A 16,811-nucleotide genomic window follows, 5' to 3' on the forward strand; every position below is an offset into this window, starting at 1 on the left:
ATTCATTCATTAGATTATGTGGGTACGGCCTTGAGACCATGCTGTATTATCATATGATGCAACGCTTAGAGCGTGTTTGGAAAGTTGGAGCGGATGTGATTCAAGCTCTGGATGTGGACACCAGAGCAGAGGGCCCGAATGTCCGGGATTGCCCGCAAGACGAAGCGTTATCCGTCGGACATGACGGACGAGGAATGGGCGCGGATCGCGCCGCTGATGCCCGAACCGGGGCGCATGGGACGTCCACGCGAGATCGAATTTCGTGAGGTGATTAACGCGGTGCGCTACCTGGTCCGCTCGGGCTGCGGCTGGCGGATGTTACCGATCCATTTCGGCCACTGGCGCACGGTCTATGGCTGGTTTCGGGAGCTGGCCCGGCGGTTTTTGTTTCAGACTATTCATGACGTCGAACTGATGCTCGATCGGGAGCGGTCAGGTCGCGAGACGAGCCCGACCGCCGGGGTGATCGACAGCCAGAGCATCAAGGCACCGCATGCGCAAACAAGAGGTTATGACACAGGCAAGAAGGTCGTCGGGCGCAAGCGGCATATTGCCGTGGATACAGACGGACGTCTGCTGATGGTCAATCTGACCCCGGCCGACATCTCCGACAGCGCGGGCGCGCAGATGATCCTGGATGCGATCCGCAAGCGCTGGCCCTGGGTGAAGCACCTGTTCGCCAACGGGGCTTACGACCGGCTCCAGTTGATGGACAAGGCGGCCTATCTGAACTTCGTCGTCGAAGTCATCCGACGCAGGGACGGAGCGAAGGGCTTCGAGATTCTGCCCCGTCGATGGGTCGTGGAGCGGACCTTTGGCTGGATGACCCGCTGGCGACGTCTCGTGCGTGACTATGAGCGTCGTATTGACGTCTCACAAGCCATGATCCTCGTCGCCATGGGCGCCAATCTCACCCGCAGAAATGCCCATCCGTGAGTTTCCAAACAGGCTCTAAGACTCTTTTATTAAAACAGCTATCCTGGTCGAATAGTATAGCTCACTTCGATCGAATAGTTAGAATACTGCCACCTATATTTATTTTAGAAGAAGATTGATTGGTCAGGCGACTATAGCTTGAGCAAGATGTCTCTCAAGAGACGTTGTCCAAGGTCGGACCTGAAAAACTGAGCAAGTAGCGGCTGGTGAAAGTCGAACTTTGTGCTCATGTAGAGCGGGATTGTCGATCATCTAGGAGCTGTTTCGCATCAGCTCACTTGATGACCGTCCCGAATGGACTAGCTTTCGTTCAGCCCGTGACGCTGAAAAAGATAGTCGAAGCAGGCGCGTTCTCTCAATGCGTGACCAAGTTCACTGATGGTCAGTTGATCGTCTGCGGCGAGCTTGGCCCCGATGCGCTCCGCCACATGTGTCTTGTGACGTGTTTGCGGTCTATGGTTTAGGTAGAAGAAGGCGTTACTAACGGCATATTGGAGCGTCGCCTCGCGGTTCTCAGGGTCTGGCGTATAAGCGCGCAGATAAACGAGCGCGTTTTTCATTAGAGTGATTACTCTTGGCTCCTCTATCTCCTCAGGTGTGCAGAACAGCCCAACATGCCGCAAGCTATTAAAGGTTTCTGAAGAAAATCGCACCAGAGCAGGGCTGAGTGTCAACCCAAGAATCAGAGGCATAAACCAGAACAGGATCGATGTTGGTGTGAGACGATGATTCGACAGCATATCAAGCATTGCGACTTGCTGCTCAGGTATCTGAGAAATCTGATATGCTACATAGGCGGCGAGCGCTACCCCCAACATACTAACCCAACCGAATTGTGCCCATACATCTCTCCAAGGAACTGCTGAATCGTCGCGTTGCTGTGTTCCCCAAGAAATGGTGATTCGGCGTAGCCACATCCAAAAAAAACGAGTGAGACAAACCATGATCACTGGTGAAATAAAGAAGAAAAAAATAACCTCGAATAAGGTTGATAGTATTATTTTGTCTTGGCCTGCATAGCGCTTTGCCTCTTTCTGGCGCATATGCGTACCGACGGCGATCAACCTCGGAAGAAAAAGAAAAACAATAGTGGCTCCCAGCAACATCAGAGCAGGCGCCTCGATTGTTGTGATGAACTGCGGCGCGATGTGTCCTGATTGAAGAAAGGATGTCGAATTATGCAGAGCGATCAAGAGAAAAGCGCACCAGATAGGGCAAGTAAGGTAGCCCATCACGCCGGTGAAGAAGATTTCGCGATGTAGCCCGGTGATGCCGTCCATAAGCAGGAAACGCATATGTTGCAGGTTGCCTTGCATCCAGCGGCGTTCCCGTTGCAGAAAAGAGCCAAGATTGGATGGAATCTCCTCGTAACTTCCTTCAATTTCAGGGAGAAACCATACCTCATAGCCTGCGCGAGCCATCATGGCTGCTTCAAGGATGTCATGGGATAGTGGTTTGCCGCCCCAAGGCGCAGTTCCAGCAAGAGAGGGGAGCATACAATGGTTGACGAAGGGCTCCATACGAATCATAGCATTATGCCCGATATACGAGGCATGTCCCATATGCATCGCTGTCATCGCATGAGAAAAGGCAGTGCCGCATATATGCGAAGTAAATTGCTGCATACGCCCAAACAGGCTTGTCCTAAGGATCGGCTTGGGATTGGTCTGGAGAATACCCAGCCGATGATTGCCTTCCATCATTCGTAGTGTGGTATGAATGGCCTTGCCGTCCATGAGAGAATCAGCGTCCATCATCCACATGTACCGATAACGGTTGCTCCAGCGGCGGCAGAAATCAACAATGTTGCCGAGTTTTGCATGGTGGTTTGATGGACGCCACCGGTAATAAACTCGAGCATCAGGATGCATTGTACGCAAACTATATACGGCTGCCTGCTCAGCTATCCAGTATTCGATTTTGCGTGAGTCTGAGACAAGAAACAAATCGTAGAGATGGGCGTGTTCCGGTGCGTGCTCGGCAAGCGTTGTCCAAGCTGCTGAGAGGCGGGCTGCTACCGCAGCCGCATCTTCGTGGTATACTGGGTAAATGATTGCTACCCGGGCTCCCGGACTCGGATCACAGGCATCATGTATAGGATGGTACGGGTTACCTTCAGGGCCTTTCGCGGCATAATAACTGCCGATCACGAGTTTATAAAAACTTGTGACCATAAGATATATCATAAGTGCGTTCAGTATACTCCATACCCAATATAAGGTCAGGCCGAAAGGAGTGTGCTGATCAACCTGAAATTGCATCGTCGAGGCCGTAAGCCAGACCATCAAGATCGTGGTAAGAATAGTTGCGAGCTTGGCTCGCAACCTCCTGCGCTCAGCCACTCGTATCCAGTCGGGAGCTTCCCCGACCGGTTCTCCCGAAGCTTTCAAACGTATGAACATGGCACGCATATTGCGTTTCCAGCGCGTCTCTACGAATGGCGCGCCAATTGGCATACGTTCGGGTGTCGGATGAAGTTCATCCGGGTAGTAACTATCAAGCCATCGCTGCAGATCGGTATACGACGTTATCGTCGGGCCAATTACAGCGGCGTCATCAGGATGAATCCCTCCGTCGATCAGGAAGGCTGTGTAATCTGTCATGCGAGTGAATTGTCCTGTCTCGCTTATGAAGCCGAAGGGAGTTTGATCGGTCCTACCGGGCGACTGCGGCAATCAGACCCAACTGCAGAAAGGTGTTGATAACGCGTTCTACAGGAACAATTGGTGCTTCCCCGACATAGACAACGTCTTCATCTTCGATGGGAAAGCGCTGCGCGGTGATCAATCCCTCTCCTGAATCCATCGGGATAGTGTAGAGTTTGGGTGTCAACCCTGGCGCCGCACGACGAAGTACAAAGATCTCACGATCATTTGCTGTGGCAACATTCAACCCCTCGGCAGCGGCAATGACTTGAATCAACGTAGGGGATTCAGAGAAACCGAGCAGGGTGTTGCGGGTGATGCCACCGCCGAGCATGGTAACTCGTACGTTGGCATCATGGCGTACAATCAGATGATCGCCCGGCTTCAAGGGAATGTCCTGTTCCAGGGCCTCCAGCATTGGTAGTCGCGCGATATTGATGCTGTTGCGCGTAACGCTAACCCATGCGTCGGCGTGATCGCCGCTTGCATTATTGCGCGCGCTGAACACGGTGGTTCCATCGCCCATGGCGGTAGTAAGCGCACGTGCCATGGTCACGCCACCCGCATTCCAAGGTAGAATAGTTGGTCGGCCTGTCGCACCTGTTACGATAATCCCATCAGCATCTGCGCTTGTGCCTGATGCAGGTCCAGATGTGAGAGCAACTGCCGGGTTCTGCATTGTCCCTAACCGAGTATATGCCTTTGTTAGGGTTTCCTGCGCATCGGGTACACTCATACCGATGATGTGTACCTTATGAACGTATGGTAGCGAGATGGTGCCATCGCTAGCGATTGCGAAGGTTCCGATGTCAGTCACTGACGGCCCGGGAGCGGAGGAGACATCTCCTTCCTGTCCTGCGCCCTGCGAGAATATCCATAAGCTCACATGGACTGTGTCGCCGATACCAAGTCTATGATCATGGGTTGGTGCGCCGTCTCCGCGTATAGCGGAACGCGCCGAGGCAAGGCGGTTCGCGCGTTTCACGTCCGCCGCTTGTGCCAATATATCAACTACTTGGCGTGTGGCAGCTACGATATTGACATTAGGCGTTTGCTCGATGGCGTGCACTGAGGGGCCAGCCTCTGGAAAGGTGCACGCGCTCAATCCGACGCAGGTGCTGAAAGATAAGAGGAGAGTCTGAATCGGATGACGCATAAAAGTTCTCGGCGGTTCGATGCATATTAAGGCGTGATGAAGAGCGAATGATCAGGTCACCAAGGAAGGGTACCTTCCTGTCATACTGTCTAACCGTTGGCGCTCATGATTGATCTTGCTCAGCGCGTCGGACGTGCGACTGCAAGAAGCAGGCTACTGATTACGAAAACGACCAGTATACTCAGTAAACGAAGGGGATATTCTGCTCCGTTAAGCTGAGAGGGGTACCCAATTTCATGGATATAGTAGTGGTCCTGACTAGCTTTTATCGTGGATTGAAGCAGCGCCGTACGCGCCTCGCCTAACAAGCGTGAATCGGTCTCATGCTGTGTTTCAAGTTCAGCGAATCGGGCAGATGCAGCACTGATTCGTTTCTTTTGTTCTTGAACCTCCGCAAGCATTGTATCTATAATTCTGAGTTGAGATTGGAACGCTTTTGCGGCAGTGCTGTTTGGTGTTGCACCCTGCAGGCCGGCAATTTTCGAGGATGTATCGAGGCGTTTGAGCACGAGCTGCGTAGTTTGCTCCATCAACGCAGTGTAATAGGTGTCAGGTAGATAAATTCCATGGTCGATACGAAACGCCTGCAACGCCCGATTATCCTCTGAGACGGCTTTCTCGAGGTCAGCGACAGCGCTCTTCGCAGCGCTCGTGTAATCATCGCGCTCGCGCTGATTCAGATCGCGGATATGAGCAATTGTATCCTGCAGTACGAATAATGCGATATCATGAGCATCTTTCGGGCTAGGCGCGCGAACAGAAATCTGTGCGATCCCGCTCTTGCTAATCGAAACGTTGGCGGCTTTGCGATAGCTGCCCCACAAGGCTACGTCGGTAGTTGAGAACAAGCTCCCGAAACTTCCGAAGCGGCTGATGAAGTCATAGCGGCCATAAATTTTCGAGAGATCAAAATGATCATCAACGCGTTTGAATTCATCAGGCGTGGCTACGAAATCCTGCACCACGTAGGCGCCATTTCCTGTTGTTTGGGAGTTCCCAGTGAGTAGTGAAGAGAGGGCATCGCTGCTCTGACCCGATCCCGATACCTCGAGTGAGGCATGGGATACATAGATCGGAGAAGCTATCAAACCGAAATAGGTGATTGCCGCTAAATTGGGAAACCCAAACAGAATCCAGAAGCGCGGGTAGTGCCAAAGATGTTTGGGGCGACTAGCTGGCGCTTCATTGCTTGAAGAGGTGCGAACAAGTTTCGGAAACGCACGACGAAGGTTTTCAGCGGAAACGGTATCGGTTTTTGAAGCATTTGATACGGTGGAGGCGACCTGCTTGAGCTTGGCAACAAAGTTTCGAGAAGTTTAGTAGTTTTGTGATAAGGTGTCGCTAAAAAAATTACTCTTTTGTAAATCATTGCAATATGCCAGATTTATATCTTTTATTAATTAACAAAATACCAAATAAGATAATTTTATAATATAAAATTAATAAAATTCATTAATTATCGATTTAGCCAATTATAAATTCAAAATTTTAGACGGATTGCATGTATTTTCAATATAGAATCGCGATATTTTCCTAAGCAATTTTATAAATTTCTGAGATAATATTTAAAATCTTATATTTGTAAATATATTATATCATCATCATAAATATCTGTTATAGATGACATTTATTCACATATTTATAATATTTCATAGGTGTTTTCAGGAGGTTGTGGGGCAGAAAATAAGAGCGATATTCTGCGGCGGTCAATCGTTTGGTCTTATCGTTAGGATTTTGCGGTTTCGGATTGCCTTGTTTTTCCAGTCCGACCTTCAGGTCTCCTGTCTTACATGCACCCAAACCCCGTCTGTCAGTTCGGCAAGGCGTTGCGGGGTCATCCGCACCGAGGCTGTGATCGATCCGGCGGCGGGGATAATTTCCTCGAAGGCGCGCAGGGATTCGTCGCAATAGACCGGGAGAGGTGCAGGCAGGCCAAAGGGGCAGACACCGCCCACCGGGTGACTGGTGACGTCCATCACAGCTTCGGGCCCCAGAAAGCGGGGCTTGCCGCCCAGAGCCTCGCGGGCGCGCTTGTTATCGAGCCGTGCCGTTCCAGCCATGACGACCAGGACGATACGCCCGCCTACATCCACGCAGAGGGTTTTTGCGATCTGGTCTGGTTCGACGCCGTGCACTTCGGCCGCCTCGGGAACAGTGGCGGTGCTGCGGCCGTCATCGATGATCGACAGATCGGGGGCGAGGCGGGCGAGTTCGTCGCGAACGGAGTCCAGGCTCATACGGGTCTCAACGTCTGATCAGGATGTAGTTGATTGTAAGGTCGATATCGAAATGGTCGCCCTTCATATCGGGCGGGACGGGTGGCAGATGCGCGCCCTGGAACATGCCTGTCGTTGCGGCATCAAGCGAGTAGGAGCCCGACTGTCCGGTAAGGCGCACTGATTTTACGCGGCCTGTGCGGTCGAGCACCACATGAACGGAAGAGGGGCCATCTTCGCCGTTCTTGATAGCATCCTCAGGGTAATAGAGATGCGCACGGATCCAGCGGTCGATCTCGCTGCCATAATCGTCGCTCACGCCGCGTATGGAGTTGCGCGTCATGAAGGGCGCATTGATCTGGCCATTGGTCGAAAGCGGGCCGAGCGACATGTCGATGGGCGCACCCGAACCGCCACGGCGTCCACGTTGGCGGCGCGGGGTGGAGGGGGCCTCGCCGAAATCGAGCGTCGTCATGTTTGCAAACGGGTTATCCAACTGTTTCGTGGTCGGGCGTCGGCTGGAGCGATGACTATGGGCGCGCGTCTGCGTTTTCGTACCCGATTTGGCGATGCCGGGGCTTACGGGCCGGTCGGTCTGTGTCTTGGGAATTTCGGTTGAGGGACCATCGGGCACAGGGGGGGCTGCAGGCGGTGTTGGCGTGGGCATGGCCGGGGTGGGCGTGGATTCGGCCTGGTCGGGCTGCTGTTCCTGCTCCTTCTCGGGGCTGGAAGCCGAAGGCGCATCATGACTCTGCGATGGTTTTTCTTCACCGCCGGGTTTGTCTTCATGCGGCCCCGCCATGCCGCTGCGCGAGGGCGGGGCAAACATCATCTCGACTTGTGGCTGTTCGATTCCTTCCGGCAGGCCTCGCGCATGGCGGGCGCCTTCATAGATTAGCAGGCCCAGGATGATTGCGTGCGCAATGGCCGAAGCGATGAGGACCGTGACAACGCCCTGATCTTCCAGAATTTGAGGGCGAATAAGCGACGCACCAGCCGGTTTGAGATCGGGTTCAAGCCCGGTTTTCGGCTCGTAATGGGTCAGGGATGCGCGCGTGCCACGCATCGGGGGCAGGGCGCGCATCGACTTTGCCGTTGGTGCATAGAGCAACGGCTCGTTTCGTGCCCGTTTTCTATCCGGGCGCGGCATAGGGGCCGCACCGGATGAAGGGGGCGCCGGATCGACGGGTCGGGTGCGTTTCAGAAGAACACCTGCAAGAATCAGAACACACGCCGCCACGTGGCCGGGCAGGGAGCTCACCCTGGATCACGACACGATCTGGCATCTGGCGCTATCATGACATTGGACCCATGATCTTGCCAAGCGCGTGAACGTCTTGCCTGTTACATAAGAGGAAAAACCGGTGCTCGAAGACCCAGCTCTCTATGCCTGTCTCGGGCAGGATCCGGCTCTGGCGGAAGTCATGGCCCGCATTGGCCCCTGCCGCCTGCGGGGGGCTGATGGCAAGACACCCTATCAGGCCCTGATACGGGCCATCATTGGCCAGCAACTCCACGGTCGCGCGGCAGAGGCTATACTGGGACGCGTCTGTGCCCTTTCAGGTGGAGACATGCCCGAGCCGAGCTTTCTGCTTTCCCTGCCGGAAGAAACGCTCAGGGGCTGCGGTCTTTCTGCGGCCAAGTATCTCGCTTTGCGTGGCCTCGCGCAGGCACGTCTGGACGGCGTCGTGCCAGGTTCCACAGAAGCCGCCTTGCTGGACGACGAAACGCTGATCACCCGGCTGACTGCGCTCAGAGGGGTAGGGCGCTGGACCGTGGAGATGTTACTCATCTTTACACTGGGACGGCACGATGTGCTGCCTGTCGATGACTTTGCCGTACGGGCAGGATGGCAAAAACTGCGCGGCCTAGATTTGCCTCCGAAGCCGGCGCAATTGCGGGTTGAGGGCGCACGTTTCACGCCTTGGCGCTCTGCACTGGCATGGTATCTGTGGCGTCTCTCGGAGGAAGGAAAGTCGGTGCGGAATGTCCTGACCGGATGAAATGGGGGGCTGTCCCGGCTCATTGAGTCTTCCACCTGTCGAGATAAGGCCCGCGAGGAGAATTCCCCCTCGCCTTGAGGGTATCAGCGCCCTGAGAGGGCGGGTATCAGGGACAGGAGGAAATGGAGCCCCGGTGTGATGGCGGAAAGCGGGACGCGCTCATCAAGCCCATGGCTGAAGTTATCCGAGGCTTTCATGAATATCGGGCAGGCGCCATAACTCGGTATCCCACGCGCTCTGAACCACATGCTGTCGCTTGCCCCCGAACTCATGCTCGGAAAAACCGGCACGTCCGGATAAGCAGTCTGGGCGGCGCGGGTTACGGCGCTGGCAAAGGGCGTATTGAGCGGCGAGGGCTGTGTCTCGACCGTGCCAGCGCTCTGATCCTGAAGATGGACGGAGGGGTCCGCTATGATCTCGATCAGGTCGTGAATGATGTCGAGACGCGAATGACCGGGAAAGATGCGGCAATTGATGTTGGCATCGGCATGCTGGGGCAGCGCATTGAGCGCATGGCCACCGCGGATGGTTGTTGCAACACAGGTCGTGCCAATGCTTCCCACCAGAGAGGGCTCGGCGCGCAGGATCGATACAGCTTTGGCATTGTCAGGCGTTGCAGCAAAGACCCGCATGGCCGCAGCAAGGCGTGGTGACGAGAAACGCGCAGCATTCATGAAATAGCTGCGTGTCAGTGCATTGAGTTCCGGTCGGAAGGGGTGGGCCTGGATCTTGAGCAGGGCCGCTGCCAGAACGTCGATGGCGTTACGTGGGCGTGGCTCGGAGGAATGCCCGCCCGGGTCTGCTACGCTGAGATTGATATCAGCGTAAGTCTTCTCGGCACCGGACCATGTGTAGAAAAGGGGGCGGTTTGTCTCCTCATCCAGCACACCTCCCCCAACATCGAGGTTGAGAACCTCGGCGGCATTGGAGAACATACGGGCCAGGGTCTGGCCCGTTTTCATTTCCGTCTCTTCATCGCCCGACAACGCCAGGATGATCTCGCGATCCGGAACGAAGCCTTGCTGCCTGAGATGGATGAGCGCCGTAATTGCAAGGGCATTGCTCATCTTCATGTCGCTCGCCCCGCGACCATAAAGATAGCCATTCTCCGTGACGGGCTTGAACGGGTCATGCATCCAGTCAGAGGGATTGGCCGCAACGACGTCCATATGGCCTGAAATCACGAGCGGTTTGAGCGACGGGTCATGACCTTGCCAGCGCAAAACCAGATAGGCGGTGTCATCCTGTCGGGTAATGGTGATGGTGTCAGCGGCAAAGCCACCATTGATCAGGGCCGTGCGGTAGAGATCGGCCACGGCCGGGGTTTCATTATTGGCACCCGCAACGGAGCGAAACGCCATGGAGGCCTGGGCGAGATTGAGCGCCTGCAGGCCTTCACGCGTCAGGGCGGGAAGGGGCTCGGCCCGCGCATGCCCGGGCTGGGCATAGCCAGCCTGGAACAGCAGCAGCAACAGGGCAGCGCGTTTGATCATGGCGGGTCGAAACCTTGGTGCAAAAAGGCGAGTGGTCATATCGTATCGATGAAAGCGAGCATTTTCTCGGTGAACAGCTTGGGATTATCCGCGTGGAGCCAGTGCCCGGCATCGGGGATCGTTTCCAGACGATAATGAGGAAAGAGCCGCCTCATGACCGGTTCATGATCCTTGCAGATATAGGGCGAATGTTCGCCACGCAGAAAAAGCGTCGGCCCCTCATAAACATAGCCTTCGGGCATGTAAGGCCAGTTCTCGATGTTGGGCATCGAGTTGGTGATGTCCTGCAGGCCGATCTGCCAGCCCGGATCGCTGCCGAGGCGAACATTCTGGAGCATCAGGTCACGCACGCTCCGGTTGGGAATTTCCCGGGCGAGAAGCTGGTCGGCTTCCTGTCGGTCGAGATGGTCGGGAAAGTGGATATGCAGCATCGCCTCCGCCAGAGCGGCTTGCCCAAAGCCGGTGCGGGCCGGTGCCATATCGCCGATCAGCAGCCCTGCCACGAGCTCGGGATATTGCAGCGCCATGATCATGGCGAGCTTGCCGCCCATGGAATGGCCCACCAGTATGGCGGGCAGGGCTTCCTGCGCACGCAGGGTTTCCACCACATCATCCACCATGGTCGGGTAGTCCATCGGTCCGTGAGGGCTCTCGCCATGATTGCGTAAATCAAGCGCAAGCGTGCGATGGGTACGCGCCACCTGGCGCTGGAGGAACCCCATATTGCGTGCGCGTCCGAACAGGCCATGCAGGAACACGACCGGCGGATGACCCGCGGGCTGGGCCGGGAGGCGCTCGATAACGTTCAGAAGCACGATGGGTGAGTCCTTATGAGCAGAGGGACGACGGGGGCCATTGCGTGAAGCGCTGCCCGATGGGGGCGGCAATGCGGCCAGTATGGGGCCTTGAAGGCAGAATGGAGCGGAAGTCTGGGGTTTTCTGTTGCCTGCGACAAGTCCGGACGACAATAAGGACAGCGCTTTCCTTCGGTCCTCAAAGTCATGTCAGGATCTCTCTTGGGTTCAGGGTTCCACAGAACTGCGCGGCGACAGGCTTTCAGGCGTATTCGCCACAGGGTGCATGTGCCCTACTATGCCCGCGCCCTCGTCCGATCCAATGAAATCTGGTTGACTGTCCTATCATCGTGTGTCGGAATTTTTGCTGGATTGAGTGTCTGGCTCATGACGCGGGCAACGCTGCTGGCCCACAGGCTGCTTTATAACCTGCATAATGATGGCCGGCTCTCGGGGCTTGACCGTCTCGACCCCTGGCGCACCGTGCTCATGCCCTGCCTTGGCGGTCTTGCGCTCGGCATGTTCGGGCTGATCGTCGCACGGCACTACCGCCATCGCCCCGTTGATCCGATCGAGGCCAATGCCCTTCACGGTGGGCGTATGTCGGTGCGTGACAGTGTCATCGTGGCGTTTCAGACCTTCATGTCCAATGGCTGTGGTGCCTCGCTCGGCCTCGAAGCCGGATTCTCACAGATTGCTGCGGCTCTGGGCTCACGATGTGGCGCTCTGTTCCGGGTGCGGCGCGCCGATATGCGTATTCTGGTGGGATGCGGTGCCGGGGGCGCTATTGGTGCGGCGTTCGATGCTCCCCTGGCAGGGGCCTTCTATGCCTTTGAGCTGGTGATCGGGACGTATTCTCTCGTCAATCTGGCCCCTGTCGCGATCGCCAGCATCAGCGCTGTCGGTGTTGTCCGCCTGCTTGGCGGGGTAACGGCGACGGTTACCATGCTGCCGCATGCTGCTTTGGGCATGCGTGACAGCCTGCCGGTCATGCTCCTTGGCGTCACATGCGGTCTTGCCGGCATTGCCGTCATGTATGGCGTGACATTTGCCGAGGGCCTGTTCAGGCGGCTGTCTCTGCCGGGCTGGGTCAGGCCCAGTCTGGGCGGGGTGATGGTGGGTGGCCTCGCTCTTTACTCGCCATCCATCCTGTCTGCGGGTCACGCAGCAGTCCGCAAGATACTGGTTGAGGGGTTGCCAGTCTCCACACTCTTCATTTTGCTGGTGTTCAAGGCCGTTGCCTCGTCCATCTCGATCGGGAGTGGCTTTCGCGGCGGCCTGTTCTTCGCATCGCTTTTTCTCGGCGTGTTGTCAGGGTCGATTTTCGGGCATGGGCTGACGGCGCTCTTCCCGGCAGCCTTGTCGGTCACAACCTGCGCCATTCTTGGCATGAGTGCCACGGCGGTGGCCATCATCGGCGTGCCGATGACCATGACCTGCCTTATCCTCGAGATGACGGCTGATCTCTCTCTGGCAAGCGGTGTTCTGCTGGCCAGTGTGATGTCCCTGCTCACGGTGCGGCGTCTGTTTGGTTACTCATTTGCCACATGGCGCTTCCATCAACGCGGCGAATCGATTCGCTCTGCCATCGATATCAGCTGGCTGCGTGAACTGACCGTGGGGCGGATGATGCGCCATGAGATGACCTGCTTCACCCCCGACACCCTGCTTGGCCAGGCGCGGCAATGCTGCCCTCTTGGTGCAACGCCGCAGATCGTGCTCGTGGATGCATCCGGAGCATATCGTGGGATCGTACTTCTCTCCGAGGTCCATGCGCCCGATCACCCCGATGACAGGATGCTTGGCGACCTGGCCCTACATCAAGATATGACGCTGCTGCCGGAGATGACCTGTCGGGAAGCAGCCGCATTTTTCGAGCAGGCCGAGGCCGATGCCCTTGTTGTGATCGCCGATCGTCTCTCGCGTCGTGTCGTGGGGCTGCTGAGCGAGAAATATGTGTTGCGTCGTTACGCAGAAGCACTGGACAGGACAAGGCGTGAGCTGACAGGTGAGGTGAGGGGCCAGTAACGCAGTCATGACAGAGCCAAGAAATCATTGTCCTGCAGTTACGAGGCGTTGACACGACACGTCGACATGGGTAGCAGACGCGCACCAAGGACTCCCCGCACAGGGGAGAAAAGCGAGGTATGGAATCGTGGGCGCACAGGACGACCTGAACGTTTCCTCGCAGGCGGAGCAAGGCGCCGACAGCTTCAACAAGAGGCTGGCCGATGCAGAACTCCGGATGCGCGGCAAAAGCGGAAAGTCGGACTCGGTTTCCACAGGGGATGAAAGCAATGCCGATTATTCGGCATTCGGGCTGGCAATGCGGATCGGGACCGAAATGGTCGCGGCGCTGGTTGTCGGTGTAGTTGTGGGATACGGGCTTGATCGCCTGTGTGGCACCAGACCGCTCTTCCTGATCCTGTTCTCGCTCATCGGCGGTGCAGCAGGAATGCTGAATGTCTGGCGTGCGGTGAAAAACGCCAACGTCTGACGGGGTGAAGGCGCAAGCTGCACCCTTTAAACTGTGAGTTTCATGGATTTCCGGCGTGAGCCTGGAAGTCTGCATCGTAAACGGGAGAGGCAGCTTGGCCGCCGGATCAACGATTGACGCGCTCGGCCAGTTCGAGCTTCATCCTGTTCTCGGGCAGATTGGCGAGGCGCTGCGCTTCAGTCAGTCTCCGGCTTTCATGCTGGTGGCTGTCATCCTTGTTCTGGCCTTCCTGTATATCGGCATGCGCCCGGCGGCTGTTGTCCCGGGTCGTCTGCAGGCAGCAGCCGAACTGGGCTATGACTTCATCCATAACATGGCGACTGAGACGATCGGCAAGGAAGGCACCGCCTTTTTCCCGTTCGTGTTCGCGCTGTTCTTTTTCATTCTGGCCGGTAACTATCTTGGCCTGATCCCGTATTGCTTCACCTTTACCAGCCATATTGCCGTGACCGTGTCGCTGGCCCTGCTGGTTTTCGTGGTGTCTATTCTCGCTTCGCTGAAGCACCAGGGTTTCAAGTTCTTCGCGCATTTCCTGCCCGATGGCGCCCCTGTGTTCCTCGCGCCGCTTCTGGTGCCGATCGAGATCCTTTCTTTCCTTTCGCGACCTGTCAGCCTGTCGATCCGACTTTTCGCCAACATGATGGCTGGTCACGTTCTGCTCGAAGTTTTCGCTGGCTTCACCTTGATGCTGGCTGGTCTTGGGGCCTTCGGGTCGGTGCTGGCTGTGGCGCCTGTCGTCATCAATGTCGCACTGACGGCTCTGGAATTGCTGGTGGGCGTTCTGCAGGCTTATGTGTTCGCCATCCTCACCTGCATTTATCTGCGTGAGGCTGTGGCGCACTGAGTGCTCGCCGCGACCCACGCTCAACTGTTGTTTCGTCGTAACCAAGGAACCTGACTCATGGACGTCTCTGCTGCTCGCGAAATTGGCGCCGGTATTGCTGTTATCGCTCTTGCCGGTGTCGGCATCGGCCTCGGCAACATCTTCTCGACGCTGGTAAGCTCGATCGCCCGCAACCCGGCCGCACGCCCGCACGTGTTCGGCCTCGGCATGCTCGGCTTCGCGCTGACGGAAGCCGTTGCGCTTTTCGCTCTCCTCATCGCCTTCCTGATCCTCTTCGTCTGATCCAGAGGCAGGGGTAACAGTCATGCGCCTTCCGTCTCGAAATCTCGCTGCCACGCTTGCCGTCGTGCTTGCGCTCGGCACTGTGCCGGGACGGGCCTGGGCCGTTGGCATGCCGCAGCTTGACTTCTCCAACCCCCTGCTCATCGGGCAGGTGGTCTGGGGCGCTGTCATCTTTGCGGTCTTTTACGTCATTCTGAGCCGCTCGGCCCTGCCGCGCATCGAAGGGGTTCTGACCCATCGACGCAACCGGATCGAGGGCGATCTCGATATTGCCCGCCGTGCCCGTGACGACGCTGACCGCGCCGTTGACGAACTGCGTCGCGCCCGCCACGACGCGGCCGCACAGGCTCAGGCCAATATCGACCGGGTCGTTCACGAAGCCCGTATGGCTGCCGAGGCACAGACCCACGAAATGAACCATCGGCTCCATGCCGATATTGTCGAAGCTGAAAAGCGCATTGCTTCTGCCCGTGCCGAAGCGCTTGCCAGCCTGTCGACAGTCGCTACCGAAACGGCCCAGAGCCTGATCGAAAAGCTGCTGCGCCCCGCAGGTCTGGAAAATGCGGTTTCCCGGGCTCAGGTGCAGGACGCGGTCCAGGCCGGGCTTGCGGCTAGCAAGGGCTGAGGAGAATACGCGATGTTTCATGATCAGCGTTTCTATGTCGCTATTTCCTTCGTCCTGTTCTTCCTGTTCTTCGGACGCAAGCTCTGGGCGGCCATTGCAGCTGTTCTCGATGCGCGTGCCGACCAGGTGCGCAGCAATCTGGACGAGGCAAGCCGCCTGCGCCGTGAGGCCGAGAAGATGCTTGAGGATGCCACGCGTGAGCGTGAGCAGGCTCTGGCCGAATCCCGTGCCCTGATCGAGCGTTCGCGCGCCGAGGCGGCCAGCATTGCCGAAAACGCCCGTCGCGAGGCAGAAGCCGTGGCAGCCCGCCGCGAGCAGATAGCCCGTGACCGCATTGCGGCTTCCGAGCGCGCAGCCATCCGCGAAGTGCGTGAAATGGCAGCCGATGCAGCCATCCAGGCGACACGCAGCCTGCTGACACAGCATCTTACTGCCGAGCAGGCAGGCGCTTCAGCCCTGCTTGACCGTGGCATCAGTGATCTGCCACAGGCTTTGAAGGCTTCCAACGAAGCCGGATCGCGCAACCAGAACGCGGCCTGATCATCTGTCCGGGCTTCATGGCCCGGACAATTCATAGGCGGTTTCTGCCATGACCATTCGTCTCTCTATCGTTATCGCCGTTCTGAATGAGGCCGAGAATATCCGCCCCGTTTGCGAGGAACTCGCGAATGTGTTCGAGAACGCGCGGGATATCGAAATAATCTTCGTTGATGATGGCAGCCGCGATGCGACGGTGCCCCAACTCCTCTCTGCCCGTGAAAGCCTCCTTCCTGCCCTGCGCCTGCTGAGCCATGATCGGCGCCGGGGCAAGTCTGCGGCATTACGTACCGGCATCGAGGCAGCCAAGGGGCGCTGGATTGCCACGCTGGATGGCGACGGTCAGGATGATCCCGCGGTCATCATTGACATGCTCAAGCGCGCTGAAGCCTTTACCGAGGGCGAACCTCTGGTTGTGGGCGTTCGCCTCAAGCGCAATGACCGTCTTTCACGCGTGATCGCCACGCGATTGGCCAACGGACTGCGCCGTCGCCTGCTCAATGATGGCTGCCCCGATACGGGCGCCCCCATGAAGCTGTTCGCCCGTGATACCTTCCTGCGTATCCCTCAGTTCGAGGGTGTGCATCGCTTTCTGCCTGCACTTCTCGGGTGCTACGGGGCAAAGCTGATCTGCGTCGAGACCCGTCACCGGGCGCGTCTGCACGGCCAGTCCAAATATACCAATCTCAATCGCGCGCTCGTCGGCATCCGTGATCTTCTGGGTGTCATGTGGCTGCTCAATCGCACGAGACTGCCGGGCCGCGTAACCGAACGCTGAGGGCT

16 protein-coding genes and 1 pseudogene are annotated in these 16,811 nt (G+C 57.0%); 9 read left to right on the top strand and 8 right to left on the bottom strand.

What is annotated here, in order from left to right; all coding sequences use genetic code 11:
* The first annotated feature begins 111 nt into the window (after positions 1-111).
* The gene (locus P5689_RS10265; protein WP_081866702.1) at positions 112-936 is read left to right on the top strand and encodes an IS5 family transposase; all 825 of its coding nucleotides are present in this window, start codon (positions 112-114) and stop codon (positions 934-936) included.
* 299 nt (positions 937-1,235) lie between these two features.
* Here P5689_RS10265 and mdoH read toward each other — a convergent pair whose 3' ends face one another.
* The 6 genes and pseudogenes from mdoH to P5689_RS10290 all read right to left on the bottom strand — a co-directional run bounded on the left by mdoH (position 1,236) and on the right by P5689_RS10290 (position 8,037).
* The gene (gene mdoH / locus P5689_RS10270; RefSeq protein ID WP_285533075.1) at positions 1,236-3,539 is read right to left on the bottom strand and encodes a glucans biosynthesis glucosyltransferase MdoH; all 2,304 of its coding nucleotides are present in this window, start codon (positions 3,537-3,539) and stop codon (positions 1,236-1,238) included.
* A 52-nt stretch (positions 3,540-3,591) separates the two neighbouring features.
* Complete coding sequence (locus tag P5689_RS10275; RefSeq protein ID WP_235075402.1) at positions 3,592-4,131, bottom strand: hypothetical protein; 540 nt, start codon at positions 4,129-4,131, stop codon at positions 3,592-3,594.
* A gap of 117 nt (positions 4,132-4,248) precedes the next feature.
* A pseudogene (locus tag P5689_RS15565) lies at positions 4,249-4,737 on the bottom strand (polysaccharide biosynthesis/export family protein); the annotation flags it as partial.
* Positions 4,738-4,856: 119 nt separating this feature from the next.
* Entirely contained in the window at positions 4,857-5,702 is an 846-nt protein-coding gene (locus P5689_RS10280; protein WP_285533076.1) for a hypothetical protein, read from the bottom strand.
* A gap of 807 nt (positions 5,703-6,509) precedes the next feature.
* On the bottom strand, positions 6,510-6,974 hold the full coding sequence (locus tag P5689_RS10285) for a YbaK/EbsC family protein (protein ID WP_035444271.1): 465 nt from the start codon (positions 6,972-6,974) through the stop codon (positions 6,510-6,512).
* Between the two features lie 7 nt (positions 6,975-6,981).
* A complete protein-coding gene (locus P5689_RS10290; RefSeq protein WP_285533077.1) occupies positions 6,982-8,037 on the bottom strand; it encodes an energy transducer TonB in 1,056 nt (351 codons plus the stop codon).
* Positions 8,038-8,317: 280 nt separating this feature from the next.
* Between P5689_RS10290 and P5689_RS10295 the strand changes: the two genes are divergently transcribed.
* Positions 8,318-8,956, top strand: coding sequence for a DNA-3-methyladenine glycosylase (locus P5689_RS10295; RefSeq protein ID WP_023977835.1), 639 nt, complete (start codon positions 8,318-8,320; stop codon positions 8,954-8,956).
* A gap of 83 nt (positions 8,957-9,039) precedes the next feature.
* On the opposite strand, the gene P5689_RS10300 is transcribed toward P5689_RS10295, so the two are convergent.
* Positions 9,040-10,449, bottom strand: coding sequence for a M20/M25/M40 family metallo-hydrolase (locus P5689_RS10300; protein WP_023977836.1), 1,410 nt, complete (start codon positions 10,447-10,449; stop codon positions 9,040-9,042).
* 35 nt (positions 10,450-10,484) lie between these two features.
* A complete protein-coding gene (locus P5689_RS10305) occupies positions 10,485-11,264 on the bottom strand; it encodes an alpha/beta fold hydrolase (RefSeq protein ID WP_023977837.1) in 780 nt (259 codons plus the stop codon).
* Positions 11,265-11,630: 366 nt separating this feature from the next.
* Between P5689_RS10305 and P5689_RS10310 the strand changes: the two genes are divergently transcribed.
* The 7 genes from P5689_RS10310 (at position 11,631) to P5689_RS10340 (ending at position 16,806) form a co-directional block, all read left to right on the top strand.
* On the top strand, positions 11,631-13,271 hold the full coding sequence (locus P5689_RS10310) for a chloride channel protein (protein WP_285533079.1): 1,641 nt from the start codon (positions 11,631-11,633) through the stop codon (positions 13,269-13,271).
* A gap of 127 nt (positions 13,272-13,398) precedes the next feature.
* On the top strand, positions 13,399-13,740 hold the full coding sequence (locus tag P5689_RS10315; protein ID WP_023977839.1) for an AtpZ/AtpI family protein: 342 nt from the start codon (positions 13,399-13,401) through the stop codon (positions 13,738-13,740).
* Between the two features lie 94 nt (positions 13,741-13,834).
* Entirely contained in the window at positions 13,835-14,584 is a 750-nt protein-coding gene (locus P5689_RS10320) for a F0F1 ATP synthase subunit A (protein ID WP_062165669.1), read from the top strand.
* Between the two features lie 57 nt (positions 14,585-14,641).
* A complete protein-coding gene (locus P5689_RS10325; RefSeq protein ID WP_023977841.1) occupies positions 14,642-14,866 on the top strand; it encodes an ATP synthase subunit C family protein in 225 nt (74 codons plus the stop codon).
* 22 nt (positions 14,867-14,888) lie between these two features.
* Positions 14,889-15,491: a hypothetical protein gene (locus P5689_RS10330; RefSeq protein ID WP_285533080.1), complete on the top strand. Its 603-nt coding sequence runs from the start codon at positions 14,889-14,891 to the stop codon at positions 15,489-15,491.
* A gap of 12 nt (positions 15,492-15,503) precedes the next feature.
* Positions 15,504-16,031 carry an ATP synthase F0 subunit B gene (locus P5689_RS10335; protein WP_023977843.1) on the top strand — a complete coding sequence of 176 codons (528 nt, stop codon included), beginning with the start codon at positions 15,504-15,506 and terminating at the stop codon, positions 16,029-16,031.
* A gap of 49 nt (positions 16,032-16,080) precedes the next feature.
* Positions 16,081-16,806, top strand: coding sequence for a glycosyltransferase (locus tag P5689_RS10340; RefSeq protein WP_023977844.1), 726 nt, complete (start codon positions 16,081-16,083; stop codon positions 16,804-16,806).
* The last annotated feature ends 5 nt before the right edge of the window (positions 16,807-16,811 follow it).

Origin of the sequence: Asaia sp. HumB, from assembly GCF_030263835.1 — a bacterium.
Classification (GTDB): Bacteria; Pseudomonadota; Alphaproteobacteria; order Acetobacterales; family Acetobacteraceae; genus Asaia; species Asaia bogorensis.